General features: G+C 67.1%; 22 protein-coding genes. 17 read left to right on the forward strand and 5 right to left on the reverse strand.

The window, feature by feature from the left end; translation table 11 throughout:
* Nucleotides 1-52: 52 nt before the first annotated feature.
* Nucleotides 53-301, forward strand: coding sequence for a sulfurtransferase TusA family protein (locus GRB96_RS05535; protein WP_161431203.1), 249 nt, complete (start codon nt 53-55; stop codon nt 299-301).
* On the forward strand, nt 298-1,398 hold the full coding sequence (locus tag GRB96_RS05540; RefSeq protein ID WP_161431205.1) for an AI-2E family transporter: 1,101 nt from the start codon (nt 298-300) through the stop codon (nt 1,396-1,398). Before GRB96_RS05535 ends, GRB96_RS05540 begins: the two co-directional genes overlap by 4 nt.
* Nucleotides 1,399-1,427: 29 nt before the next feature.
* On the opposite strand, the gene GRB96_RS05545 is transcribed toward GRB96_RS05540, so the two are convergent.
* Nucleotides 1,428-1,916: a peroxiredoxin gene (locus GRB96_RS05545; RefSeq protein WP_161431207.1), complete on the reverse strand. Its 489-nt coding sequence runs from the start codon at nt 1,914-1,916 to the stop codon at nt 1,428-1,430.
* A gap of 234 nt (nt 1,917-2,150) precedes the next feature.
* Between GRB96_RS05545 and dapA the strand changes: the two genes are divergently transcribed.
* The 4 genes from dapA to purC are packed head-to-tail and all read left to right on the forward strand — an operon-like array spanning nt 2,151 to nt 5,597.
* Complete coding sequence (gene dapA, locus GRB96_RS05550; protein WP_161431208.1) at nt 2,151-3,035, forward strand: 4-hydroxy-tetrahydrodipicolinate synthase; 885 nt, start codon at nt 2,151-2,153, stop codon at nt 3,033-3,035.
* A gap of 45 nt (nt 3,036-3,080) precedes the next feature.
* Nucleotides 3,081-4,037, forward strand: a complete 957-nt coding sequence (locus GRB96_RS05555) for a lipoprotein, NlpB (RefSeq protein WP_240894131.1) — start codon at nt 3,081-3,083, stop codon at nt 4,035-4,037.
* On the forward strand, nt 4,037-4,843 hold the full coding sequence (locus GRB96_RS05560) for an MBL fold metallo-hydrolase (RefSeq protein ID WP_161431212.1): 807 nt from the start codon (nt 4,037-4,039) through the stop codon (nt 4,841-4,843). Before GRB96_RS05555 ends, GRB96_RS05560 begins: the two co-directional genes overlap by 1 nt.
* A gap of 40 nt (nt 4,844-4,883) precedes the next feature.
* Complete coding sequence (gene purC / locus GRB96_RS05565) at nt 4,884-5,597, forward strand: phosphoribosylaminoimidazolesuccinocarboxamide synthase (protein ID WP_161431213.1); 714 nt, start codon at nt 4,884-4,886, stop codon at nt 5,595-5,597.
* A gap of 56 nt (nt 5,598-5,653) precedes the next feature.
* Here purC and tsaA read toward each other — a convergent pair whose 3' ends face one another.
* Nucleotides 5,654-6,394, reverse strand: a complete 741-nt coding sequence (tsaA, locus tag GRB96_RS05570; RefSeq protein ID WP_161431215.1) for a tRNA (N6-threonylcarbamoyladenosine(37)-N6)-methyltransferase TrmO — start codon at nt 6,392-6,394, stop codon at nt 5,654-5,656.
* A 101-nt stretch (nt 6,395-6,495) separates the two neighbouring features.
* Between tsaA and GRB96_RS05575 the strand changes: the two genes are divergently transcribed.
* Nucleotides 6,496-7,035, forward strand: coding sequence for a GNAT family N-acetyltransferase (locus GRB96_RS05575; protein ID WP_161431217.1), 540 nt, complete (start codon nt 6,496-6,498; stop codon nt 7,033-7,035).
* Here the strand turns inward: GRB96_RS05575 and nadC are convergent.
* The gene (gene nadC / locus GRB96_RS05580) at nt 7,032-7,892 is read right to left on the reverse strand and encodes a carboxylating nicotinate-nucleotide diphosphorylase (protein WP_205743498.1); all 861 of its coding nucleotides are present in this window, start codon (nt 7,890-7,892) and stop codon (nt 7,032-7,034) included. The genes GRB96_RS05575 and nadC overlap by 4 nt on opposite strands.
* An 89-nt stretch (nt 7,893-7,981) precedes the next feature.
* Here nadC and ampD point away from each other — a divergent pair, with 89 nt between their 5' ends.
* The 6 genes from ampD (at nt 7,982) to GRB96_RS05610 (ending at nt 16,233) form a co-directional block, all read left to right on the forward strand.
* Complete coding sequence (gene ampD, locus GRB96_RS05585; protein ID WP_161431219.1) at nt 7,982-8,551, forward strand: 1,6-anhydro-N-acetylmuramyl-L-alanine amidase AmpD; 570 nt, start codon at nt 7,982-7,984, stop codon at nt 8,549-8,551.
* A gap of 352 nt (nt 8,552-8,903) precedes the next feature.
* A complete protein-coding gene (gene aceE, locus GRB96_RS05590; protein WP_161431221.1) occupies nt 8,904-11,582 on the forward strand; it encodes a pyruvate dehydrogenase (acetyl-transferring), homodimeric type in 2,679 nt (892 codons plus the stop codon).
* Between the two features lie 58 nt (nt 11,583-11,640).
* A complete protein-coding gene (aceF, locus tag GRB96_RS05595; RefSeq protein WP_161431222.1) occupies nt 11,641-13,638 on the forward strand; it encodes a pyruvate dehydrogenase complex dihydrolipoyllysine-residue acetyltransferase in 1,998 nt (665 codons plus the stop codon).
* Between the two features lie 236 nt (nt 13,639-13,874).
* Nucleotides 13,875-14,531 carry an adenylate kinase gene (adk, locus tag GRB96_RS05600; protein ID WP_161431223.1) on the forward strand — a complete coding sequence of 219 codons (657 nt, stop codon included), beginning with the start codon at nt 13,875-13,877 and terminating at the stop codon, nt 14,529-14,531.
* Between the two features lie 236 nt (nt 14,532-14,767).
* Nucleotides 14,768-15,472, forward strand: a complete 705-nt coding sequence (gene tsaB / locus GRB96_RS05605; RefSeq protein ID WP_161431224.1) for a tRNA (adenosine(37)-N6)-threonylcarbamoyltransferase complex dimerization subunit type 1 TsaB — start codon at nt 14,768-14,770, stop codon at nt 15,470-15,472.
* A complete protein-coding gene (locus GRB96_RS05610) occupies nt 15,469-16,233 on the forward strand; it encodes a class I SAM-dependent methyltransferase (protein ID WP_161431225.1) in 765 nt (254 codons plus the stop codon). Before tsaB ends, GRB96_RS05610 begins: the two co-directional genes overlap by 4 nt.
* On the opposite strand, the gene plsB is transcribed toward GRB96_RS05610, so the two are convergent.
* Complete coding sequence (gene plsB / locus GRB96_RS05615; protein WP_170293769.1) at nt 16,234-18,690, reverse strand: glycerol-3-phosphate 1-O-acyltransferase PlsB; 2,457 nt, start codon at nt 18,688-18,690, stop codon at nt 16,234-16,236.
* A 117-nt stretch (nt 18,691-18,807) separates the two neighbouring features.
* On the opposite strand from plsB, the gene GRB96_RS05620 reads away from it, so the two are divergent.
* The gene (locus GRB96_RS05620) at nt 18,808-19,929 is read left to right on the forward strand and encodes a phospholipase D-like domain-containing protein (RefSeq protein ID WP_161431226.1); all 1,122 of its coding nucleotides are present in this window, start codon (nt 18,808-18,810) and stop codon (nt 19,927-19,929) included.
* Between the two features lie 9 nt (nt 19,930-19,938).
* On the opposite strand, the gene GRB96_RS05625 is transcribed toward GRB96_RS05620, so the two are convergent.
* On the reverse strand, nt 19,939-20,586 hold the full coding sequence (locus tag GRB96_RS05625) for a YecA/YgfB family protein (RefSeq protein ID WP_161431227.1): 648 nt from the start codon (nt 20,584-20,586) through the stop codon (nt 19,939-19,941).
* Between the two features lie 82 nt (nt 20,587-20,668).
* Between GRB96_RS05625 and GRB96_RS05630 the strand changes: the two genes are divergently transcribed.
* From GRB96_RS05630 to GRB96_RS05640, 3 genes are all read left to right on the forward strand, one after another.
* Nucleotides 20,669-21,229 (forward strand): SprT family zinc-dependent metalloprotease, encoded by a 561-nt coding sequence (locus GRB96_RS05630; RefSeq protein ID WP_161431228.1) that lies wholly within the window; start codon nt 20,669-20,671, stop codon nt 21,227-21,229.
* 169 nt (nt 21,230-21,398) lie between these two features.
* On the forward strand, nt 21,399-23,348 hold the full coding sequence (gene acs / locus GRB96_RS05635; RefSeq protein WP_161431229.1) for an acetate--CoA ligase: 1,950 nt from the start codon (nt 21,399-21,401) through the stop codon (nt 23,346-23,348).
* Nucleotides 23,349-23,556: 208 nt separating this feature from the next.
* Nucleotides 23,557-24,219 (forward strand): LuxR C-terminal-related transcriptional regulator, encoded by a 663-nt coding sequence (locus GRB96_RS05640; protein WP_161431230.1) that lies wholly within the window; start codon nt 23,557-23,559, stop codon nt 24,217-24,219.
* Nucleotides 24,220-24,323: the final 104 nt, after the last annotated feature.

A 24,323-nucleotide genomic window follows, 5' to 3' on the forward strand; every position in this document is an offset into this window, starting at 1 on the left:
TCCCGCTGCCGGCACGCCGGCGGCGATATCCTGCATTCTTCCGGGAGTCTCCATGTCTCTGCAACCCGACCAAGTGCTCGACGTCTGCGGACTGCCGTGCCCGCTTCCCCTGCTCAAGGCCAAGCAGGCGCTCTCCCGGCTCGAGGTCGGCCAGCTTCTCGAGGTCAGGGCTACCGATGCCGGCTCCTGGCAGGACTTCGCCAGCTACGTCGAACTGAGTGTCCACGAGATGCCGGCCAGGGATGAGCGCGACGGCGTCTACCACTATTGGCTCCGCAAGGGCGGGGAGCGCGCCTCATGACGCTGCGGGCGGTGCTCAAGGGCTGGGTCGACCACTACCTCTCCGACGAGGAGGCGGTGATCCTGCTGGTGGTGCTGGTACTGGGCTTCGCAGTGGTGATCTTCCTGGGTCGCATGCTGGCCCCCTTCCTCACCGCGCTGGTGATCGCCTTCCTGCTGCAGGGGGCGGTGAGCTGGCTGGAGCGGCGACATGTGCCGCACCTGCTGGCGGTGATTCTGGTGTTCCTGGGCTTCATGGGCCTGCTGCTGGCGCTGGCCTTCATCCTGATGCCGCTGATCTGGAACCAGCTGGTGACCCTGGTGCAGGAGACGCCACGGATGTTCGCCAGTGGCCAGCAGCTGCTCGACGACCTGCAGGCGCGCTACCCTCAGCTGATCACCCCGGACCAGATCCAGAACTGGATCGCCACCGCCGGTCGCGAACTGACCCAGTTGGGCCAGCGCGCCCTGACGCTGTCCCTGGCCTCGCTGGGCAACGTTCTGGGGTTGATCATCTATCTGGTGCTGGTGCCGATCCTGGTGTTCTTCCTGCTCAAGGATCGCGAGCGGCTGGTGGACTTCATCCTTTCGCTGCTGCCCCGCAAGCGGACCCTGATGACCCGCATCTGGCACGAGATGGATAGCCAGATCGCCAACTATGTGCGCGGCAAGTTCATCGAGATCATGATCGTGGGCACCGTGGCCTTCCTCACCTTCGCCTTCTTCGGGCTGCCCTATACCGCCCTGCTCTCGGTAATGGTCGGCTTCTCGGTGCTGGTGCCCTATATCGGGGCGGCGGTGGCCACCTTGCCTGTGGCTGCGGTGGCCGGCTTCCACTTCGGCATGACCGACGAGTTCCTCTATGTGCTGGTCGCCTACGGGGTCATCCAGGCGCTGGACGGCAACGTGCTGGTGCCGGTCCTGTTCTCCGAGGCGGTCAACCTGCACCCGGTATCGATCATCGTGGCGGTGCTGTTCTTCGGCGGGATCTGGGGCTTCTGGGGAATCTTTTTCGCGATTCCCCTGGCGACCCTGCTCAAGGCGCTGGTCTACGCCTGGCCGCGGGGGATCAAGCGCCACCGGCAGGATGAGGGTGGTGAGGTGGTGGTGGAAAAGTGAGGGCCGCCGCGGGGCGGCCCTGGTGGCTGTCACGCGCTGTCGAGAGAGCCGTCGTTCAGAGCCTGGGCCGCCTCCAGTACCTCCTGGGCGTGGTCCTTGACCTTGACGCCGCGCCACTCCCGGGCCAGCTTGCCTTCGCTGTCGATCAGGAAGGTGCTGCGTTCGATGCCGAGATGCTCCTTGCCGTACATCTTCTTGAGCTTGATGACGTCGAAAAGCCGGCACACGCTCTCGTCCTTGTCGGAGATGAGGTCGAAGTTGAATGCCTGCTTGGTCTTGAAGTTCTCCTGCGCGCGGATACCGTCCCGGGAAACCCCGAGGATCACGGTGTTGGCGGTATCGAAGTCCGCCTTGCGATCGCGGAAGTCGCCGCCCTCGGTGGTGCAGCCGGGAGTGCTGGCCTTGGGGTAGAAGTAGATCACTACCTGGCGGCCGCGGAACTGGGCCATGGTGATCTCCTGGTCGCCGGTAGCCTGGGCGGTGAAGTCGGGGATGGATTGGCCGATGCTGACGCTCATGAAAGCCTCCTGGATGAGAACCTGGGTGAGAGTGGCAAGGCGTCGATTACACGCAACCGTCGCCTGGCTGTCAAAGCGGGGCGGGGGGAAAGTAGCACCGCCGCTGTACAGGCTCAGGCCGCCTGAGTACCATTTGCCCTTTGGGGCAGTGTCCTGCCCCGTTTTGGCTCCGGTGCGGCCGGGGCAGCGCGCGGCAATCGAACCGGCAGCAGTCGAACCGAGAGGATAGAGAGGATGGTCACGGGAAGCATCGTCGCCCTGGCGACGCCGATGAAGGTCAATGGCGATATCGATTGGGAGGCCCTGCGCCGCCTGGTGAACTTCCATCTCGATCACGGCACCGATGGCATCGTCGCCGCCGGCACCACCGGCGAGCCCACCACCATGTCCTTCGCCGAGCACTTCGATGTGATCCGCGCCGTGGTGGAGGAGGTCGACGGGCGCATTCCGGTGATTGCCGGCACCGGCGCCAACGCCACCTCCGAGGCCGTCGAGCTGGCCCGCTACGCCAGCGAGGTGGGGGCGGACTACTGCCTGTCGGTCTGTCCCTACTATAACAAGCCGACCCAGGAGGGGCTCTATCGCCACTTCAAGGCGGTGGCCGAGGGTAGCGAGCTGCCGGTGATCCTCTACAACGTGCCCGGTCGCACCTGCTCCGACCTCTACAACGAGACGGTGCTGCGCCTCGCCGAAGTGGACAACATCGTCGGTCTCAAGGATGCCACCGGCAACCTGGAACGCGCCGAGGACCTGATCAGTCGCCTCAAGGGCAGCGGTTTCATGCTCTATTCGGGCGACGACGGCACCGCCTGCGACTTCATGCTGATGGGCGGCCATGGCGACATCTCGGTGACCGCCAACGTCGCGCCCCGGGCCATGCATGACCTGTGCGCTGCCGCGATAAATGGCGACGCCGAGCATGCCCACCAGCTCAACACTCGCCTGATGCCGCTGCATACCAATCTCGGCATCGAGTCCAACCCGATTCCCGTCAAGTGGGCGCTACATCGCATGGGCCTGATCGAGCCGGGCATCCGCCTGCCGCTGACCTGGCTCTCGGAGAAGTACCACTCCACCATCAGCGAGGCCCTGCAGCTGGCCGGGCTGATCGACGACTGATCGGCGTCGCGCCGGACCCTGGAGAACTGGATGCAAGGTAGACCCATGACCTCAGCGCTGAAATGGCTGCCGCTGGCGGCACTTGTCGCCCTGGCCGGCTGTGCCCGAGACGACGGTTATTATCACGACCGTAATATCGACTACGCCGATGCCCGCCAGGCGCCCCCCCTGGTGCTGCCCGAGAGCCGCAATTCCCAGCGCTACCGTGACGCCATGCCGGTGCCCGAGGCCGCCGGCAGCTTCCGCGCCGGCGACGACGGTTTCGAGGCTCCCGCACCGCAGGCATTGGGCGCCGGGCGTATCGAGCGGGAATTCGTCGAACGCCGCCGCGTGGGCGATGACGCCTGGCTGGTGGTGGCTGCGGGCCCGGATGCCGTCTGGCCCCAGCTGGAGGGCTTCGCCCGCAGCCGCGGCCTGGACGTGACCGCCAGCGATACCTCCCGTGGCGTGGTCGAGACACAGCAGGGCCGCCTGAGCGTACGCCAGGGGCTGCGCGCCGGTGACAGCGAGGTGCGCTGCGACCAGTCCGGGCGCCCCGTGGATGCCTGCCTGAACGCCCTGGAGCAGTACTTCGGCGCACGCAGCGCCACGGCATCCGGCACCGCCTCCCTGCAGGCCCAGCGCCTGGCCGGAGAGGAGCGCCTGAGCCTTGCCCAGCGTGGCGAGGAGTGGGTAGTGGAGGTGCCGCTGGATATCGAGCGGACCTGGGCCGAGCTGGAGTATCAGCTGCGTCAGGACTTTACCCTCGAGGGAAGCCGTGAGCTGCTGGAGAGCACCCCGGCGGACTACTCCCATCGCATCCGGTATCTGCCTCTTTCCGAGCGCCGTGAAGGCTTCTGGAAGGGACTGGTGTCATCGCCGTCGCCGCGCGAGATCCGCCTGGTGCTGGAGAGCGAAGGGCCCGAACGGACCCTGTTGCGCGCCGAGAACGCCAGCGAGCGGGGCTTCAGCGCTGGTGACCAGCGTGAACTGCTGGAGCGGGTGGCGAGCCTGCTGCGCTGATGACGGTAGCCTGCAAGAGTGCTGCCCCGCTCGACGGGCCGCTGTGTTTCGCCTCCCTGGGCAGCGGCAGCAAGGGCAACGCCACCCTGGTCAGCGACGGCGAGACCCACCTGCTGGTGGATTGCGGCTTCACGCTGCGCGAGGCCGAACGCAGGCTGGCCCGGCTGGGCGTGCACCCGCGTCAGCTCGATGCCCTGCTGGTAACCCACGAGCACGGTGACCATATCCGCGGGGTGGGCCCCCTGGCGCGGCGCTACGGGGTGCCGGTGTGGCTGACGCCGGGCACCTGGGCTTCAGGGCGCCTTGGCGAGCTGCCCGAGCGTCACTGGATCACGCCCCAGGCGCGCTTCGCGGTAAAGGGTCTGACCATCGACCCGGTGACCGTGCCCCATGATGCCCGCGAGCCGGTGCAGTTCCGTATCCAGGGCGGTGGCGGTCGCCAGCTGGGGCTGCTCACCGACCTCGGTCACCCCACCGAGCATGTGGTCCAGGCCTTCGCCGGCTGCGATGCCCTGGTACTGGAGTGCAACCATGACGTGCGCATGCTCGCCGAGGGTCCCTATCCGCCGCGCCTCAAGCGTCGGGTGGGGGGCGACTGGGGCCATCTGGCCAACACCCAGGCGGCGGCGCTGCTGGCCCGGCTCGGCCTCGATCGACTGCAGCATATCGCCTGTTCGCACCTGTCCGAACACAACAACCGTCCCGAGCTGGCCCTGGAAGCCCTGGTGCCGCTGCTCGACGGCGACGAATCGCGGCTGATGGTGACCTGCCAGGACGATGGCCTGGCGTGGCAGGCCATCGCCTGAGCCTGCAACCTTCCACCTGACCTAGCCTCCGGAGGCTTCCATGGAAAAGCGTCAAGAACTCTACGCCGGCAAGGCCAAGTCGGTCTTTGCCACCGATGACCCGGATCGCGTGATACTCCAGTTCCGCGACGACACCAGCGCCTTCGATGGGGAGCGCATGGAGTCGCTGGCCCGCAAGGGGATGGTCAACAACCGCTTCAACGCCTTCATCATGGAGACGCTGGCCGAGGCGGGCGTGCCCACCCACTTCGAGAAGCGCCTCTCCGATACCGAGAGCCTGGTCAAGGCGCTGAAGATGATCCCGGTGGAGTGCGTGGTGCGCAATATCGCCGCCGGTGGCCTGGTCAAGCGCCTGGGTGTCACCGAGGGTGAGGAGCTCACGCCCCCCACCTTCGAGCTGTTCCTCAAGAACGACGCCCTGCATGATCCCATGATCAACGAGTCGCTGGCCGAGACCTTCGGCTGGGCGACACCCGAGCAGCTGGCGGAGATGAAGGCGTTGACCTTCAAGGTCAACGCGGTGCTCAAGAAGCTGTTCGCCGATGGTGGCCTGCTGCTGGTCGACTACAAGCTCGAGTTCGGCCTCTTCCAGGGGCAGATCGTGCTGGGCGACGAGTTCTCCCCGGACGGCTGCCGGCTGTGGGACGCCAAGACCCGCGAGAAGCTCGACAAGGACCGCTTCCGCCAGGGGCTTGGCGGCGTGATCGAGGCCTACGAGGAGGTGGGGCGGCGTATCGGGGTCAGCTTCGACTGACGTTGCCTCGCCGAATCCGCATCACGAAGGGCCCTCTCCAGAGGGCCCTTCGTCATTCATGTCGGTACGATATCCACCACCTCCAGGGTGGTAGCACCGTCGGCGGCTGCCACGGCCTGAAAGCGCACGTCCAGGTCGCGCAGGCGCACGCCGTAGCGGCGCGCCTCGCCGCCGTTGCGATAGGCCGGCCGGGGGTCCTGGCTCAGTACCTCCTCGATCAGCGCACGCAGCGACGTGCCGTCCTCCCGCCTGGCCAGCGCCGTCTCGGCCTCGCGGGTGAAGCGCACCGCCAGCCTGTCTGGGGCCGCGGGGGCGAAGCCCGCGCGGGCCTCGGGCCTGGCCTCGGCCCAGGGCAGGTAGGGTTTGATATCGAGCACCGGGGTGCCGCTCACCAGGTCGGCGCCGGCGAGCTGCAGCCTGACGCCGTGGCGGGCGTCGATCCCGACCAGCTCGACCAGCGACAGCCCCAGGCGGTTGGGGCGGTGGGTGCTGCGGCTGGCGAAGACCCCGATCCGGCGGTTGCCCCCGAGGCGTGGCGGTCGCACCAGCGGCATCCAGTCCTCGGGTCCGGTGCGTTCAGGACTGAGGTGGAAGAGGAAGGTGAGCCACAGGTGGCTGAACGCCTCCAGCCCGCGTACCGCCAACGGATCGTCGTAGGGGGGCAGCAGCCGGAGCGTGGCTCGGGCAGTCGGCGCCAGACCGGGCTGGCGGGGCACACCAAACTTGTCGGGGAAGTCGCTCTCGATGACGCCGATCGGCGACAGGGTGACATCGGGAAGGGGGGCTGGATCGCTCATGGCCAGCATTATGCCTGGCCCTCGGCGGTGCGGCGACTGCAGTTGGCCTGTCGGCCGGCGTTGTGTAGTCTTTCGGCAACATCCAGCGTCGCGAGACTCCCATGAACGAGACTGCAGCAGCCCCGGGCGATGCGCCCCCGTGTCGTCGCGCCCCGCGGATTCGCTATCGCGAGGCCCTGGCGCGAGACGCCGGCGACCAGGCCGAGGTCTTCCACCATGCGGTGATGCAGGGCGCCGCGGCGCACTACACCCGGGCGCAGCGTGAGGCCTGGGTTTCGGCGCTGCCACGAGACGCCAGCGCCTGGGCCGCGCGCCAGGCCCTCTACACTACCCTGGTGGCGGACTGTGATGGTCGTTGTGTGGGTTTCCTCGAACTGGAACCCCACCGCGGGCGCATCGTGACGCTCTATGTCTGGCCGTCGCTGGCACGGCGCGGCATCGGCTCGACGCTGCTGGTCCATGCCGAGCGGTTGCTGATCGAGCGGGGGGTAGACCGGGTCAGCATCGACGCGAGCCTGATGCTGACCGAGTATCTGGTGAGGCGCGGCTGGCGAGACCTGGGCGAGGAGTGGGTGGAGCGCGGCGGTGAACGGCTGTCGCGTCACCGGCTGGATAAGTCGCTGGTCGCGCTGGAAACCTAGTCCAGCAGGCGCATGGAGAGGTCGATCGCCTTGAGATCCTTGGTCAGTGCGCCGCTGGAAATGCAGTCGACCCCGGTCTCGGCGATGGCGCGCAGCGTGCTCTCGTCGACATTGCCGGAAGCCTCCAGAGTCGCCTTGCCGGCGGTGCGGCGCACCGCTTCACGCATCTCGTCGAGGTCGAAGTTGTCGAGCATGATCACGTCGGCCCCTGCCGCCAGCGCCTGCTCCAGTTCGTCGAAGGTTTCCACCTCGATCTCCACCGGCAGGTCACTGGCGATGCGTCGCGCCTCGCGCACCGCCGCTGCGATGCCTCCGCAGGCGGCGATATGGTTCTCCTTGATCAGGAAGGCATCCCATAGCCCGATACGATGATTGTGGCCCCCGCCGCAGGCCACCGCATACTTCTGGGCCAGGCGCAGGCCGGGCAGGGTCTTGCGGGTGTCGAGCAGGCGCACCCCGGTGTCGCCGATCAGGTCGACGTAGTGTCGGGTGCGGGTGGCGGTAGCGGAGAGGGTCTGCAGCAGGTTGAGCGCGGCGCGCTCACCGGTGAGCAGGCTGCGTGCCGCCCCCTCGAGCTCGAGGAAGGCCTGGCCCGCTTCGAGGCGGTCGCCGTCGGCGGCCTGCCAGCGCAGCGCCACCGTGGGGTCCAGACGCCGGAAAAGCTCGTCGACCCAGGCCACTCCGCACAGCACGCAGGCCTCGCGGGTGATGACCCGGGCCCGGGCATGTTGCTCGGCGGGGATCAACCTGGCGGTGATGTCGCCGGGGCCGACATCTTCGGCCAGCAGGCGGGCGGCGGCATCGCGGATCTCTTCGGCGAGCTTGGTGTGGTAGGGCAGGGTGTCCTGATTGTCCATGGGTCACTCGCGAGGTTGGCTTGGGGTGGCCGGGGTGGTCGAGGGCGTCCATTATAGGCAATCCATTCCGGTCACGTCAGGGGAGACGCATGGCAATCGAACAAGGTTGGCTGGCATCGGCGCGGCGGGTGCCATCCCCCAACTGCGATGAGCGGCCGCGAGGTGAGGTATCGCTGCTGGTGCTGCACTCCATCAGCCTGCCCCCCGGGGAGTTTGGCGGCGAGCATATCGAGCGGCTGTTCACCAATCGGCTGGACCCCGACGCCCATCCCTTCTTCGCTTCCATTCGGGAGCTACGTGTCTCGGCCCACCTGCTGATCCGCCGTGATGGCGAGTGCGTTCAGTTCGTGCCGTTCCAGCGCCGCGCCTGGCACGCCGGGCGTTCCTGCTGGCGGGACGGAGATCGTTGGCGCCATGCCCTCAATGACTTCGCCATCGGCATCGAGCTTGAGGGCAACGAAGTATCGGCCTACTCCAGCGCGCAGTACGAGCGCCTGGCCGAGGTGACCCTCGACCTCTTCGCCGCCTACCCGGCACTGGCGCCGTCGCGGATCACCGGTCACGCGCGGGTAGCGCCACTGCGCAAGAGCGACCCGGGGCCCGCCTTCGACTGGGCCTACTATCGTCAGCGGCTTGCCGGCCGTGAGTGGGTCGAGTGAGCTGCTTTGGGAATCTTCTTCCTGGGCGGCTTCAGCGGCAAGGGGAGGGGGTAGTAGTCAAACGGTAGTTTAGCTACATCTCCTTGACCTTCGTCGAGTTTCCCCCTTTCGCGTTCGCTAACCCTTTGTGCTGCGGTGCGGTGTGCAGTATATGGAAATACATTCCATAGAAACTTGCTTTGGCAGGGGGCGAGGTATACGGTATCTTTCGCACAGAAGCGGCGCTTTTTTTGCGTCGTAACGTAATAAAATTACACAATAACCGGGGCGCGTTGCCTCTCTGACGAGAGGGCGCCCTGCTTCCCGCGCAGCAGCGGGCACGCAACATCCATCGTCATTCGGAGAGACGTCTATGAGTCTGGAGGCAAGAGAGGATCTCGACCCGGTCGAGACCGCGGAGTGGTTGGAATCCCTCGAATCGGTCCTGGATCATGAGGGCGAGGAGCGTGCCCGGCACCTGCTCACCCGCCTGGCCGACCGCCTGCGGCGCGACGGGACGCAGCCCCCCTTCTCGGCGACCACGCCGCACCGCAATACCATTCCGGTGCATCGCGAGGCGCCGATGCCGGGCGACCTCTTCATGGAGCGCAAGATCCGCTCGATGATCCGCTGGAACATGGCGGCGATGGTCACCCGGGCCAACCGCAAGCACAAGGGCATCGGCGGCCACCTGGCCAGCTACATGTCCAGTGCGACGCTCTATGAGGTGGGCTTCAACCACTTCTTCCGGGCCGCTAACGGCGACTTCAAGGGTGACCTGGTGTTCATCCAGGGCCACAGCTCCCCGGGCATCTATGCCCGTGCCTTCCTCGAGGGGCGCCTCACCGAAGACCAGATGGACAAGTATCGCCAGGAAGTCGATGGGGATGGTCTTTCCTCCTACCCGCACCCCTGGCTGATGCCCGATTTCTGGCAACTGCCCACGGTCTCCATGGGCCTGGGCCCGATCATGTCCATCTATCAGGCCCACGTGATGAAGTATCTGGATCAGCGTGGCCTGCAGCCGATGCAGGACCGCAAGATCTGGTGCTTCATGGGCGATGGCGAATGCGACGAGCCGGAGTCCCTGGGGGCCATCCACCTGGCCAGCCGCGAGAAGCTCGACAACCTGATCTTCGTCATCAACTGCAACCTGCAGCGCCTCGATGGTCCGGTGCGCGGCAACTCGCGGATCATGGACGAGCTCGAGGGCGTGTTCCGCGGTGCCGGCTGGAACGTGATCAAGGTGGTCTGGGGCCGCCTGTGGGATCCGCTCTTCGAGAAGGACAAGAAAGGCGTGCTGCAGAAGGTCATGGACGAGACCGTCGATGGCGAGTACCAGAACTGCAAGTCCAATGGCGGCGCCTATACCCGGGAGAACTTCTTCGGCAAGTACCCCGAGACCGCCGAGATGGTCAAGGACTTGTCCGACGAGGATATCTGGAAGCTCAACCGCGGCGGCCATGACCCGTTCAAGGTCTATGCGGCCTATCACCAGGCGGTGAACAACGCCAACGGGCGTCCCACCGTGGTGCTGGCGCATACCGTCAAGGGCTATGGCCTGGGTGCCGACGGTGGCGAGGCGGACAACGAGGCCCACCAGGTCAAGTCCATCGACGACCCGGAGGTGCTCAAGCGCTTCCGCGACCGCTTCGGCATCCCGGTCTCCGACCAGGAGATCGAGCACGAGATCCCCTATTACAAGCCGGCCGACGACACGCCGGAGATGCGCTACATGCATCTCCAGCGCGAACGCCTGGGTGGCTACCTGCCGGCTCGCCAGCACGACTTCGAGGCGCTGGACATTCCCGGCCTGGACGACAAGATCTTCGCCAGCCAGATGGGTGGCTCCAAGGGCCGCGAGGTCTCCACCACCATGGCCTTCGTGCGGGTCCTCAACGGCCTGGTCAAGCACAAGGGCTTCGGCAAGCAGGTGGTGCCCATCGTGCCCGACGAGGCGCGGACCTTCGGCATGGAGGGCATGTTCCGCCAGCTCGGCATCTACACCTCCGAAGGCCAGAAGTACGAGCCCATGGACAAGGGCCAGCTGATGTTCTATCGCGAGGACAAGGCCGGCCAGGTGCTCGAGGAGGGCATCACCGAGGCGGGGGCCATGTCCTCGTGGATCGCCGCGGCCACCTCCTACGCCAACCACGGCCTGCCGCTGCTGCCGTTCTACATCTACTACTCGATGTTCGGCTTCCAGCGTATCGGCGACCTGGCCTGGGCCGCAGGCGACCTGCAGGCGCGTGGCTTCCTGGTGGGCGGTACCGCCGGGCGCACCACCCTCAACGGCGAGGGCCTGCAGCACCAGGATGGCCACAGCCACCTGCAGGCGTCGATGATCCCCAACTGCCGCAGCTACGACCCGACCTATGCCCACGAGGTGGCGGTGATCGTGCAGAGCGGCCTGAAGCGGATGTTCGTCGACAAGGAGCCCTGCTTCTACTACCTGACGGTGATGAACGAGAACTACGAGCAGCCCGAGCTCGAGGAGGTGCCTGCCGAGGAGATCATCAAGGGCATGTACCTGCTGCGCGAGACCCAGGGCGACAAGGCCTGCGTGCAGCTGATGGGCTCCGGCACCATCCTGCGCGAGGTCGAGGCCGCCGCCGAGCTGCTGCGTGACGACTGGGGCGTGGGCGCCGACATCTGGAGCGTGCCGAGCTTCAACGAGCTGCGCCGCGAGGCGCTGGCCCTGGATCGCGAGGCGTTCCTCAATCCCGAGGCCGAGCCGGGCAAGCCGCACGTCACCCGCTGCCTGGAAGGGCGTCAGGGGCCGGCCATCGCCTCGACCGATTACATGCGCCTGTTCGCCGACCAGGTGCGTGCCTGGGTGCCCACCGACTACCACGTGCTGGGGACCGACGGTTTCGGGCGCTCCGATACCCGCGAGAAGCTGCGCGAGTTCTTCGAGGTCGACCGTCACTTCGTGGTGGTGGCCGCGCTCAAGGCGCTGGCCGAGCGCGGCGAGCTCGATCGCAAGGTGATCGGCGAGGCACTGAAAAAGTACGACATCGATCCGGCCAAGCCGAATCCGCTGACCGACTGATCCGGTGGGGCGGGCGGATGCCCGCCCCTTCCAGGCACGATTTGGAAGGAGCGCGACCTTGAGTAGCGAAATCATCAAAGTACCGGACATCGGCGGCGATACCGATGTGGAGATCATCGAGATCGCGGTGTCGGAAGGCGACGTCATCGAGGCCGAGGACACCCTGATCACGCTGGAGTCCGACAAGGCCAGCATGGACGTGCCTTCGCCCAAGGGCGGCAAGGTGGCCAGGGTGCTGGTGAAGGAGGGCGATACCGTCTCCGAGGGTGACGATATCGTCGAACTGGAAGTCGAGGGCGGCGGCGAGGCCGAGTCGGCTTCCGACCAGGCCGAGGAGCAGGCAGCGCCGGCACCCGAGAAGGCGCCGGAGCCCGCCGCCGAGAAGCCGGCGGCGAAGGCCGGCGGCAGCAAGCGCACGGTGGAGATCACCGTGCCCGACCTGGGAGGCGACAGCGACGTCGAGGTGATCGAGGTCGCCGTGGCCGAGGGCGACGAGGTCGACGAGGAGGCGCCGCTGATCACCCTGGAGTCCGACAAGGCCTCCATGGACGTGCCGAGCCCCTATGCCGGCAGGCTCGTCTCCCTGACCGTCAAGGAGGGGGACACCGTCTCCGAGGGTGATGTCATCGGCACCATGGAGATCTCGGATGCGGGTAGCAGCGAGGATTCCGGCGAGCAGGGCAGCCAGGCGCCCAGCGAAGCCCCGGCTCCTGCGGCGAGCGAATCTGCCGGCGAGCCGGAAGAGCCGGCGGCCTCCGGTGAGCCCCAGCGCCAGGAAGTTCGCGTCCCGGACCTGGGCGGCGCCAGCGATGTGCCGATCATCGAGGTAGCCGTGGCCGTGGGCGACGAGGTGGAGGCGGAAGCTCCGCTGATCACTCTGGAGTCCGACAAGGCCTCCATGGACGTGCCCAGCCCGTTCAAGGGCAAGCTGGTGGAACTCGCCGTCAAGGAGGGCGACAGCGTCTCCGAGGGTGACCTGATCGGCTACATCGAGACGGCCGCTGCCAAGTCGGCCGCCAGCAAGCCAAGCGAGAAGAAGGCCGAGTCGCCCAGGGCCGAGAAGCCTGCCCCGACCCCCGCCGGTACACCGAGCCCCGAGGCGGAGATGGCGGCCCACAAGCCTCGCGATGGCAAGCTGGTCCACGCCGGACCGGCGGTACGCATGCTGGCCCGGGAACTGGGCGTCGACCTGGGGCTGGTCAAGCCCAGTGGTCCGAAGGAGCGCGTCCTGAAGGAGGACGTCCACGCCTACGTCAAGCAGGTGATGGCCAACCAGGGCAAGGCCCAGGCTGGCGCGGCGGCGCCGGCGGCGGCCGGCTCGGGCATTCCGCCGATTCCGGACCAGGACTTCAGCCAGTTCGGCGAGGTGGAAGAGAAGCCCATGGGGCGCCTGATGAAGATGGGTGCCACCAACCTCCATCGCAGCTGGGTCAACCTGCCCCACGTCACTCAGTTCGACGAGGCGGACATCACCGAGCTGGAGGCCTTCCGCAAGTCGATGAAGGCCGAGGCGGAGGCCCAGGGCGCCAAGCTCACGCCGCTGCCCTTCCTGATCAAGGCCTGTGCCTTCGCGCTGCGCCAGTATCCGCAGTTCAACGTCAGTCTGAAGAGCGACGGCGAGACCGTGGTGCACAAGAAGTACGTGCATATCGGCATCGCCGTGGACACGCCGGACGGCCTGATGGTGCCGGTGATCCGCGACGCCGACAGGAAGTCGCTGATCGACCTGGCCAAGGAGTCGGTGGAGCTGGCCAAGAAGGCGCAGTCGAAGAAGCTCAAGCGCGAGGAGATGACCGGTGGCTGTTTCACCATCTCCAGCCTGGGCTCCATCGGCGGCACCGCCTTCACGCCCATCGTCAACGCCCCGGAGGTGGCCATCCTCGGCATCTCCAAGGCGTCGATGAAGCCGGTGTGGGACGGTGCGGCCTTCCAGCCACGGCTGATGATGCCGCTGTGCCTCTCCTATGACCACCGGGCCGTCAATGGAGCCGACGCGGCGCGCTTCACCGCGCTGCTGGGCCAGCTGCTCACCGATATCCGTCGGCTGCTGCTGTAGAAGGCTCGCCCTGCCTGGACGACGGCGCCTGTGGGCGCCGTCGTCATTTCCGGCCCCCGTACCCACGACAAGACCAAAGTGCTAATCGGACGGAGGTCATTGAAATGCAACGCGCTTTTGTGGCGAGAGGGGGTGCCGCCAGGGCCCGGCGCTTGTGCTGGTCGTGGGCCGCGGTTATCGTTCCCTTCCCAAGAATTCTTCATTGTTGACAAACACTTGACCACGAGGACTCTAACATGCGTTTGATCCTGTTGGGCGCCCCCGGTGCCGGCAAGGGCACCCAGGCCCAGTTCATCTGCGAGCGCTTCAACATTCCGCAGATCTCCACCGGCGACATGCTGCGTACCGCCGTCAAGGAGGGCAGCGAGCTGGGCGTCAAGGTCAAGGAGATCATGAACAGCGGGGGCCTGGTGTCCGACGACATCATCATCGCCCTGGTCAAGGAGCGCATCGCCCAGCCCGACTGCGCCAACGGCTTCCTGTTCGACGGCTTCCCGCGCACCATTCCCCAGGCCGATGCCATGAAGGAAGCCCAGGTGAAGCTCGACCATGTGCTGGAGATCGCCGTGGATGACGAGGAGATCGTCAGCCGACTGGCCGGACGTCGAGTGCATCCGGGCTCCGGGCGTGTCTACCACGTTGACCATAATCCGCCGAAGGAGGCGGGCAAGGACGATGTCACCGGCGAGGCGCTGATCCAGCGCGACGATGACCGCGAGTCCACCGTGCGCAACCGCCTGGCGGTCTACCACGAGCAGACTGCGCCGCTGGTCGACTACTATCAGGCCTGGGCCGAGCAGGACGCCGAGGCCGCCCCGGCCTACCACCGCGTCGAGGGCATCGGCAGCGTCGACGACATCAAGGCCCAGGTGCTCAAGGCGCTGGAGGGCTGACACCAGGCGGAACAGGACAAGGCTCCGCGGGGCGCCGGGGACAGGCCGAAGAGGAGGTCCTACGCCAGGGATGGCGTCGGTAGCGTACAGGGACGTATTTACAGCGCCTCCTCGTAGGCCTGTCGCCGGTTCAGCCCCGTTTACCGTAGTGTTTGGATGGCCCGCTTATGCGGGCCATCGTCGTTATGGGCCCGGCCGCGTATAATGGCGGCCCGTTTTCCCGAGATGGTGACCCCATGTCGATCCTGCTGGCCCTGGATGCCTCCTCGAGCGCCTGCTCCGCCGCCCTGCTGCGGCGTCGCCCCGGCGCCGACGACGAACTGCTCTCCCGCTTCGCGCTGACCCCTCGCGAGCACACCCGGCGCCTGCTGCCCATGGTCGACGAGGTGCTGGCCGAGGCCGGGGTGGCTCCCACCGAGCTCGACGCCGTGGCTTATGGCCACGGACCGGGCTCCTTCACCGGCCTGCGCATAGCAGCAGGTACCGCCCAGGGCCTCGCCTACGGTCTCGACCGGCCGCTGATCGGGGTCTCCACCCTGGCGGCCCTCGCCCTGGGGGCCCACCGTCGCCACCATTTTCGCTGGCTGGTCACCGCCCTGGATGCGCGCATGGGGGAGATCTACGTGGCTGCCTGGCAGTGCCGCGATGGCCTGCCGGAGCCGCTTGTCGACGAGGCGGTCATGGCGCCGGAGCGGCTGCGCCTGCCGAACGGTCACGCTGACCACGACTGGGTCGGGGTAGGCTCGGGATGGGGGCTGTGGGAGCAGATGCCCGCTGAGGTGAAGGCCGGGCTCGGCCAGCACCTGCCCGAGGTGGAGGCGGACGCCGCGGACATGGCGTTGCTCGCCATGCATGACCTGGAGAGCGGCGGTGGGCAGCCGGCCCACCTCGCCCAGCCGGTCTATCTGCGCAACGAGGTGGCCTGGAAGAAGGCGACATGAGCGAGCGGTCGCCGGTGGCGGTTCACGACCCGGCGCTGGCGGCACTGGCCGAGCGCCTGGGGCTGCCCTTCGCGGTCCAGTCCGAGCTGGTCCTGGAGCAGCGCGAGGGTCGCCTGGTGCTGGTCGGCGACGAGAAGCGCTACGGCCACCCTCTGGCGGTGGAGTTCGCCAGCGGCAGGGCGGCCCATCGGCGTCGCTTCGGCGGCGGCCGCGGGCAGCTGGTCGCTCGCGCCTGTGGCTTCTCCCAGGGGGTGACGCCCGCCGTGGTTGATGCCACCGCCGGCCTGGGGCGTGACGCCTTCGTGCTGGCGAGCCTGGGGGCATCGGTGCTTTTGGTGGAGCGGGTGGCGGCGATCTTCGTCCTGCTCGAGGATGGCCTGGCCAGGGCGCTGGCCGATACCGACATCGCCGAGATCGCCGCGCGCATGCGCCTGGTCCACGGGGATGCCGGCCGTGATCTCGATGCCCTGGTGGCCGGGGCGGGCTTTGCTCCCCAGGTGATTCATCTGGATCCGATGTTCCCCCACCGCGAGAAGTCGGCACTGGTCAAGAAGGAGATGCGACTGTTTCGGACACTCGCCGGCGACGATGCGGACGCCCCGCGGCTGCTGGAGGCGGCGCTGGATGTTGCCACCCATCGGGTGGTGGTCAAGCGCCCGCGCAAGGCGCCGCCGATCGAGGGGCCCGCGCCGCGCCATGTCATCGAGGGCAAGACCAGCCGCTATGACGTCTATGTGCATCGCAGCCTGAAGGCCGCGTGATCAGTCGCCCTGGCGGGTGATCAGCTGCAGGCGGTGGCGCAGGGCCGGGTCGAACATCCGGCGCGAGCGCCCGGCCGCCTCGCGCAAGCGCTCGTCGAACATCAGCCGTCCCACGGGATCGCGCCACAGCCAGCCCTCCAGCTCCAGGCTCTCCACCAGCCTGACGAACAGGCGCGTATCGAAGAACTCCGGGGCATCGAGTCCCGAGAGCAGCGCCAGCCGCTCGGCGAGCAGCCGGCTGTGCTCGGCCAGCTCTTCGGCCGTCAGCTCGCCTGCCCCCGCGTGGATCAACACCGCCAGCAACAGGTAGCCGCGCTGTAGTGATGGCTGCATCAGCTGCCCCAGCAGGTCGAGGCTCTCGCCAGCCTCCAGGCTGTCGTCGGGCCGCCGCCAGCCACCCCGGGCGTCGGGCTCCAGCAGCCCCAGCTCGACCAGGGTGTCGAGCATCGCCACCAGCGCCTCGCGCAAGTCAGGAGGTGGGGTGACCATCAATTCCCGGGCCAGGATCGGCCAGCCCGGGGCCAGCAGGGCCTCCAGTTCGTCCAGCTGGTGGTGTGCCTGGTGGCGGAATGCGAAGGCGGTGAGCCCTGCGAGGGCATAGAGGTGCAGCACGTTGTTGCGGTACCAGCCCAGCTGGCTGGCCTGCTCGGCATCGGCGAGCAGGATGTCGCCCAGCGACTGTTCGCGGCGCTGGATCATACCCAGTGACAGGGCCTGGGTGATCCACTCCGCGGGTTCGCCCGCGGGCAGGCTCGCACGGGCGGCCCCCGGCATTCGCCGCTGGAGCGCCGCCAGCAGCGCCAGCTGACGCTCCAGCAGGCGTTCCTCGATGGCATGGTGCGGCGTGGCCAGCAGCACCAGGGCGACCAGATTGACCGGGTTGAGGGCAGCGGCGGCGTTGATGCGCCGGGACAGCGTCTCGCCCAGGCGTGGCACCAGCTCGCCGAGCCACGCCGGGCGCTCCTCGGCATGGCTCCGCCAGCCCTGGCCCAATGTCTCGTCCAGGTAGTCGGCCACCGCCAGCGGTTCGCCAACGTTGACGGTTACCCGACCGAAGGGCTGGCGCAGCTTGCCCAGCACCCGCAGCAGCGACAGCGGGGTCTCCTTGCGCTTCCTGCCGCCACGTAGCTCGCGCTGGTAGCTGGAGCCCTCGATCACCCGCTCATAGCCGATATAGACCGGCACGAAGGCCAGCGGCTGCGCCTGGCCGGCGGCGTGGCTGCGCAGGAAGGAGCGCAGGGTCATGGCCAGCATGCCGGGGCGCGCCGGCAGCATGCGACCGCTGCGCGAGCGGCCGCCTTCCATGAAGTACTCCAGCGGGTGCCCGCGAGCGATGAGGCGGTGCAGGTATTCATTGAATACCGTCGCGTAGAGGCGATTGTCGCGGAAGCTGCGACGCAGGAAGAAGGCGCCGCCGCGACGCAGCAGCGGGCCGATCAGTGGCATGTTCAGGTTGCGCCCGGCGGCGATATGCGGCGGCATCAGGCCCTCCTGGTAGAGCACGTAGGAGAGCAGCAGATAGTCGACATGGCTGCGGTGGCAGGGCACGTAGACCAGGGTGTGGTCCTCGGCCAGCGGCTTGATCGCCGCCAGGCCGCGCACGTCGACACCATCGTAGAGGCGGTTCCATAGCCGGCGCAGCAGGCCATCCATGAACCGCAGCACCGGGTAGGTCATGTTAGAGGCGATCTCGTGGCCGTAGCGACGGGCGCGACGCTCCAGCCGTGGGCGGGCATGCCGACCCTCGCCGGCCAGTTCGTCGATCACCCGGCCTACCTCCTGGCTCGCTGCCACTCCCTCGATCAGCGTGCGGCGATGGGAGAGGTCCGGGCCCAGCACCCGGGTGCGCATGCGGCGGAAGTGCACGCGCAGCAGGCGTGCCGCCTTGCGGTTGGTGAGCGCCGGGTCGCGGCCGTCGCACAGCTGGCGCAGCATCAGCGGGGCACCGAAGTGCACCTCCACGCTGCGCCGGTTGACCAGTACCGAGAGGGCGCGGCGCAGGCGACCGGTCAGCTGCCAGTTGTCCGCGGCGACCATCCGCCAGAAACCGAAGCGCTTGCCCGGTGCGCGCCCCCAGAAGATGCTGACCGGCACCAGCTGCACCGCGAGTTGCGGGTCAGCCTCGAGCCGTTCGATCAGCGCCTCGAAGGGCGGCTCGCCGCGCGCGGAACGGCGCAGCCTCCGGCGTGGCAGCGGCAGCGCCAGGTAGCCGGGGAGTCTCAGGCCGGCGAGGCGCCGGGGGCGGTCGGCAGCCGGCAGGCCGTGGCGGGAGGTCAGCGCAGCGAGCAGCCAGGTGTCGCTCATTGCCGGCCGGGGCAACACGTAGACCACCGGCAGGTCCGGGTCGATCCCCAGCTCATCGGGGGACGGCTCGATCAGGCGCGGCCGAACCCAGGCGGCGATCACGCGGGTCATCGCCGCGCGCAGGGGGGTGGTCAGGGTGTGCAGCAAGGCCATCCGTTTGCCCCGGGTGCAGGAAAGGGAGAGGAAAGGCCAGTATAGTCGTCGGGAGACGCCGGGTCAGTGGCGACCCGCAACGACGGGGCATGTGACAAAGCGGACAGGGATACAGCCATGCACGGGATCTGGCGAGACGGCAATGACTTCGAGCTGCTCCCGGAGGCGAGCCAGTTTCTGCCGGCGATGTTCGAGGCCATCGAACTGGCGCGGGCTTCGATCCTGATCGAGCTCTACCTGATGGAGTCTGGGCGGCTGGCGTCGGCGCTGATCGATGCCCTGGTCAGAAGCGTCGAGCGCGGCGTGATGGTACTGCTGCTGGTCGATGGCTATGGCGCCATGGGCCTGTCGAGGCACGATCGCGAGCGACTGGAAGCGGGCGGTGTGGCCCTGCGCTTCTTCAACCCGTTGGGGCTCCACTCTCTGGCGCGTAACCTGACCCGAGACCATCGCAAGCTGGTGGTGGTCGATGGCCGCATCGCCTTCACGGGCGGCTTCGGTGCCGTGGACGAGTTTCTCGATGCCTGGTACGAGGTGGCGGTGCGCATCCGGGGGCCAGTGGTGGCCGACTGGGTGCGGCTGTTCAGCCGCCTGTGGGACTCCCCGCTGACCCGTGGCCCCGGGCCCGCGGGGCTGGTGCGCGGACTGTCCACTGCGACCCGCGCGATGGATGGCTACCGTGGCATGCGTGGCCGGGCGATCTGGGGTCAGGGGTATCGCTACCAGGCAATCCGCCATTCGCTGCATGGCCGGGTGGAGCGCGCGCGCCGCCGTATCTGGATATGCACCCCCTACTTTGCCCCCACCTTCAGCCTGCGCCTGCGCCTGGCCAGGGCAGCGCGGCGGGGCGTCGAGGTGCGCCTGCTGCTGCCCGGGGAGCAGCACGACCACCCCGGTGTGCGCTATGCCGGGCAGCGCTTCTACGGGCGTCTGCTCAGGGCGGGGGTGCGCATCTACGAGTTCCAGCCGACCTTCATCCACGCCAAGGTGTCGTTGGCCGACGACTGGGTCAGTCTCGGCTCCTGCAACTTTGACCACTGGAGCCTGCACTGGAACCTGGAGGCCAATCAGGAGGTGGATGACCGACGCTTCGCCGCCGAGGTCGCGGCGCTCTTCGAACGCCACTTCGCCGCCAGTCACGAGATCGAGCCGAGGGCCTGGGCGCGCCGCCCGCTATGGCAGCGCCTCAAGGAGTGGCTGTTCGGTACCCTGGACGGGATGCTGACCCGGCTCAGATAAGCTTCCAGCTTACGGCTTACGGCCTTTCCTGCCGCCGGCGGGCTTCTTGCGGCGCGGTGTGGGCTTGGGTGTCTCCGGCGGTACCCGATAGTGCAGGTAGAGGTCGAGCACCAGCTCGGGGAGCTGCCTTACCAGCCCTTCGAGGCGTGCACCGTCGGCGACGAACTCCGCCATGTCGGGCTCCTCGTCGAACAGACCCGAGAGCGCCATGAAGGGCAACAGCAGGGCGGCGGCAGCTTCCTCGTCCTCCTCGAACCAGGCCGCCTCATCGAGGAAGACGCCTTCCATGAAGCCAGCGCACCAGTCGCCGATGGGCGTCTCCTCCGGGGCAATGCCATCCAGCACCAGTTCGAAGGGCAGTTCCGGCAGCAGGCCCTGCTCCAGGGCGGCAATGGCGTTATGGCGCAGCCGCTCCAGCAGGCCGAGGATGACCTCGCGCTCGCTGTCGTCGCTGAAGTCCGGCTCCCCCTGGAACAGCTCCGCCACCCAGGCCGCCGGCGGTACCTCCCGGGGACTGACGGCCAGGGCTACCAGGAAACCGTGGGTGCCGATCAGGTCCAGAGCGTCCTCGGAAACCCTCTCCGAGGCCAGGAAGTCGTCGAGGTGGTCGAGCTGGTCATCGTCGAGCAGGGGTTCGGGCTGCGGGGTATCGGTCATCGAGACTCTCTCACGCTGGTTGACGGACTCACACGGGTGATGGGGCTTTACGCCCGAGGGGCCAGGCGCCATTCTAGCACCCATGAACCGTGCCGCGTTGCCCCACCCCGATCCCGAGGCGCTCGCCGCCCTCGGCCGCGACGAGCTCGCGCGTGTACTCGATCAGCGGGTCGAAGCGGCCTGGGAACTGTGCCGCGAGGTACATCCCGACCTGCCAATGCCTCGGGTATGGCTCGACTTGCGCGGCCAGTGCGCCGGCCAGGCGCACTTCGGTCGCGGCGGGCTGCGCTTCAATCCGGTGCTGTATACCGAGAACCGTCTAGACTTCCTCGTCGAGGTGGTGCCCCACGAGATGGCCCACTGGCTGGTCCATCATCTGAAGGATGGCCGGCAGGCGAAGCCCCATGGCCGCGAGTGGCAGACGGTGATGCGTCGGCTGTTCGGCCTTGCTCCGCGCACTACCCACCGCTTCGATACCGGGCGAGCCAGCCCGGCGCCGCATCGCTACGTCTGCGGCTGTGGCGAACATGGCTTTACCCCTCGGCGCCACGCCCTGGCCAGCCAGGGGCGTCGCTATCGCTGCCGCAAGTGTGCTCAGACCTTGGTCTATCACCCTGGCTCGGCGTTTGAAAATGTTAGATAACCTGTTGTTATAAAAAGATTTTTTGATCATACCAATGTCTAAGAGGAAGGCCGGCGTCAAGGCGTTATGCTGGCCGCACTTCCATGGCACTGGCGGCAACGACAATCTCAATGCTGGTCGCCGGTTTCCACCCATCTGACGGGGCCACCCCAAGGACAGAGGCAACTCCATGAGCGAACAACAGAACATCTATCCGGTGCGCGATGCCATCGCCGCCAAGGCCTGGGCGGACAAGGAAAAGTACCAGGCGATGTATAAGCAGTCCGTGGACGACCCCGATACCTTCTGGGGTGAACAGGCCAAGCGCATCGACTGGGTCAAGTTCCCGACCAAGATCAAGCACACCAGCTTCGACCCCCACAATGTCGATATTCGCTGGTTCGAGGACGGCACCCTCAACGCCAGCGCCAACTGCCTGGATCGCCACCTCGAGAAGCGTGGCGATCAGACTGCCATCATCTGGGAAGGCGACGATCCCAACGACTCCGCCCACATCAGCTACCGCGAGCTGTACGAACGCACCTGCCAGCTGGCCAACGCACTCAAGGCTCAGGGCGTGAAGAAGGGCGACGTGGTCACCCTCTACATGCCGATGATTCCCGAGGCTGCCGTGGCCATGCTGGCCTGCGCCCGCATCGGCGCCGTGCACTCCGTGGTCTTCGGCGGCTTCTCTCCGGATGCTCTGGCACAGCGCATCATCGGTGCCAACTCCAAGCTGGTGATCACCGCCGACGAGTCCGTACGCGGCGGCAAGCAGGTGCCGCTCAAGGACAACGTCGATGCGGCCCTGACCCGCGACGGCACCGAGGTGTGCCAGAAGGTGCTGGTGGTCAAGCGTACCGGCGGCGAGATCGAGTGGAAGGAGGGACGTGACCTCTGGTACCACGAGCAGGTCGATAGCCAGCCCACCGACTGCGCGGCGGAGGAGATGAACGCCGAGGATCCGCTGTTCATCCTCTACACTTCCGGTTCCACTGGCGCACCCAAGGGCCTCAAGCACACCACCGGCGGCTATATGGTCTACGCCAGCCTGACCCACCAGTATGTCTTCGACTATCAGGATGGCGAGGTCTACTGGTGCACTGCCGACGTGGGCTGGGTCACCGGTCACAGCTACATCGTCTATGGCCCGCTGGCCAACGGCGGCACCACCCTGATGTTCGAGGGCGTGCCCAGCTATCCGACCCATGGCCGCATGGGTGAGATCGTCGACAAGCACAAGGTCAATATCCTCTACACCGCGCCCACCGCCATCCGTGCGCTGATGGCCCATGGCGAGAACGTCATGGACTCCAGCAAGCGCGATAGCCTGCGCATCCTCGGCTCGGTGGGCGAACCCATCAACCCCGAGGCCTGGGAGTGGTACTACCGGGTGATCGGCAACTCCAACTGTCCCATCGTCGATACCTGGTGGCAGACCGAGAACGGCGGCATCATGATCGCTCCGCTGCCCGGCGCCACGGATCTCAAGCCAGGCTCCGCCACCCTGCCGTTCTTCGGCGTGCAGCCGGCGCTGTACGACAGTGAAGGCAACGCTCTCGAGGGTGCCGTCGACGGTAACCTGGTGATCACCGACTCCTGGCCCGGCCAGGCGCGCTCCATCTGGGGTGACCATGAGCGATTTACCCAGACCTACTTCTCCACCTACCAGGGGGTCTACTTCACCGGCGATGGCTGCCGCCGCGACGAGGATGGCTACTACTGGATCACCGGCCGTGTCGACGACGTGATCAACGTCTCCGGTCACCGTATGGGTACCGCCGAGATCGAGTCCTCGTTGGTAGCCCACGACGCCGTGGCCGAGGCCGCCGTGGTCGGCTTCCCCCACGACATCAAGGGGCAGGGGATCTATATCTACGTCACCCTGAACGACGATGCGGAGCCCTCCGATGAGCTCAAGAAGGAGCTGACCCAGTGGGTGCGCAAGGACATCGGGCCGATCGCCTCGCCGGACGTCATCCAGTGGGCACCGAGTCTGCCCAAGACGCGCTCCGGCAAGATCATGCGCCGCATCCTGCGCAAGATCGCTGCCAACGAGTGCGACGGCCTGGGCGACACAAGCACCCTGGCGGATCCGTCCGTGGTGGACGAGCTGATCGAGCATCGCGCCAACCGCTGAGCCGCCGCGACGAGTCTGCCTCGTCGCCATCCGCGCCCGACGAGCCGGCCCCCACGGGGCCGGCTTCTTTTCGGCGATCGGAAATATTGTCGACAATGTGTGCGCGATGCTTGGGAATCGCCTCTCCCATGGGGTAACATGCGACACAATGAAGAAGAGCCCGTGTGGCGGTCGTCGATCCGCTGCCAGAGGAACCGGAGGAGAATCCATGGCCTTTGCCCAGAAATTCATCGTCGCCGATGACCATCCGCTGTTCCGCGCAGCCCTCACCCAGGCGCTGCGTCAGCTGGCGCCCCAGGCCGAGATCGTCGAGTCCGACACCATGGAGGCCACCGCCGAGGTGGTGACTCGCCACCCCGATGCCGACCTGATCCTGCTCGACCTGCACATGCCGGGCGCCCACGGCTTCTCTGGCCTGATCCAATTGCGTGGCCAGACCCCGGACATTCCGGTGGCGGTGGTCTCGGGCAGCGACGAGCCCTACGTGGTGCGCCGCGCCATCGACTACGGTGCCTCCGGTTTTATTCCCAAGTCTTCCTCGCTGCAGCTGATCGCCGAGGCAGTGGGCGAGATCCTGGATGGCGAGGTGTGGCTGCCGGCGGAGCTCGCCGCATCGATCGGCGATGCCGACGAGGAGGAGACCCGGTTCGCCGAGGCGATCGCCTCCCTGACGCCCCAGCAGTTCCGGGTGCTCAACATGCTTACCGAGGGGCTGCTCAACAAGCAGATCGCCTACGAGCTCAGCGTCAGCGAGGCGACCATCAAGGCCCACGTCACCGCCATCTTGCGCAAGCTGGGCGTGCACTCCCGTACCCAGGCGGTGATCGCCGCCCAGAAGCTCGAGGTCGAGCCGCCGAAGGTTCAGTCCTGAGCCGGCGGAGCCGGTTCAGAAGCTGAAAGAGCGGCGCTTCGCGCCTGGAAGCTGGAAGCCGGAAGAAAAATCGCCCCTATGGTCTTGCCATGGGGGCGATTTCG

This window comes from Halomonas alimentaria (genome assembly GCF_009902005.1).
In the GTDB taxonomy this organism is placed as follows: Bacteria; Pseudomonadota; Gammaproteobacteria; order Pseudomonadales; family Halomonadaceae; genus Halomonas; species Halomonas alimentaria.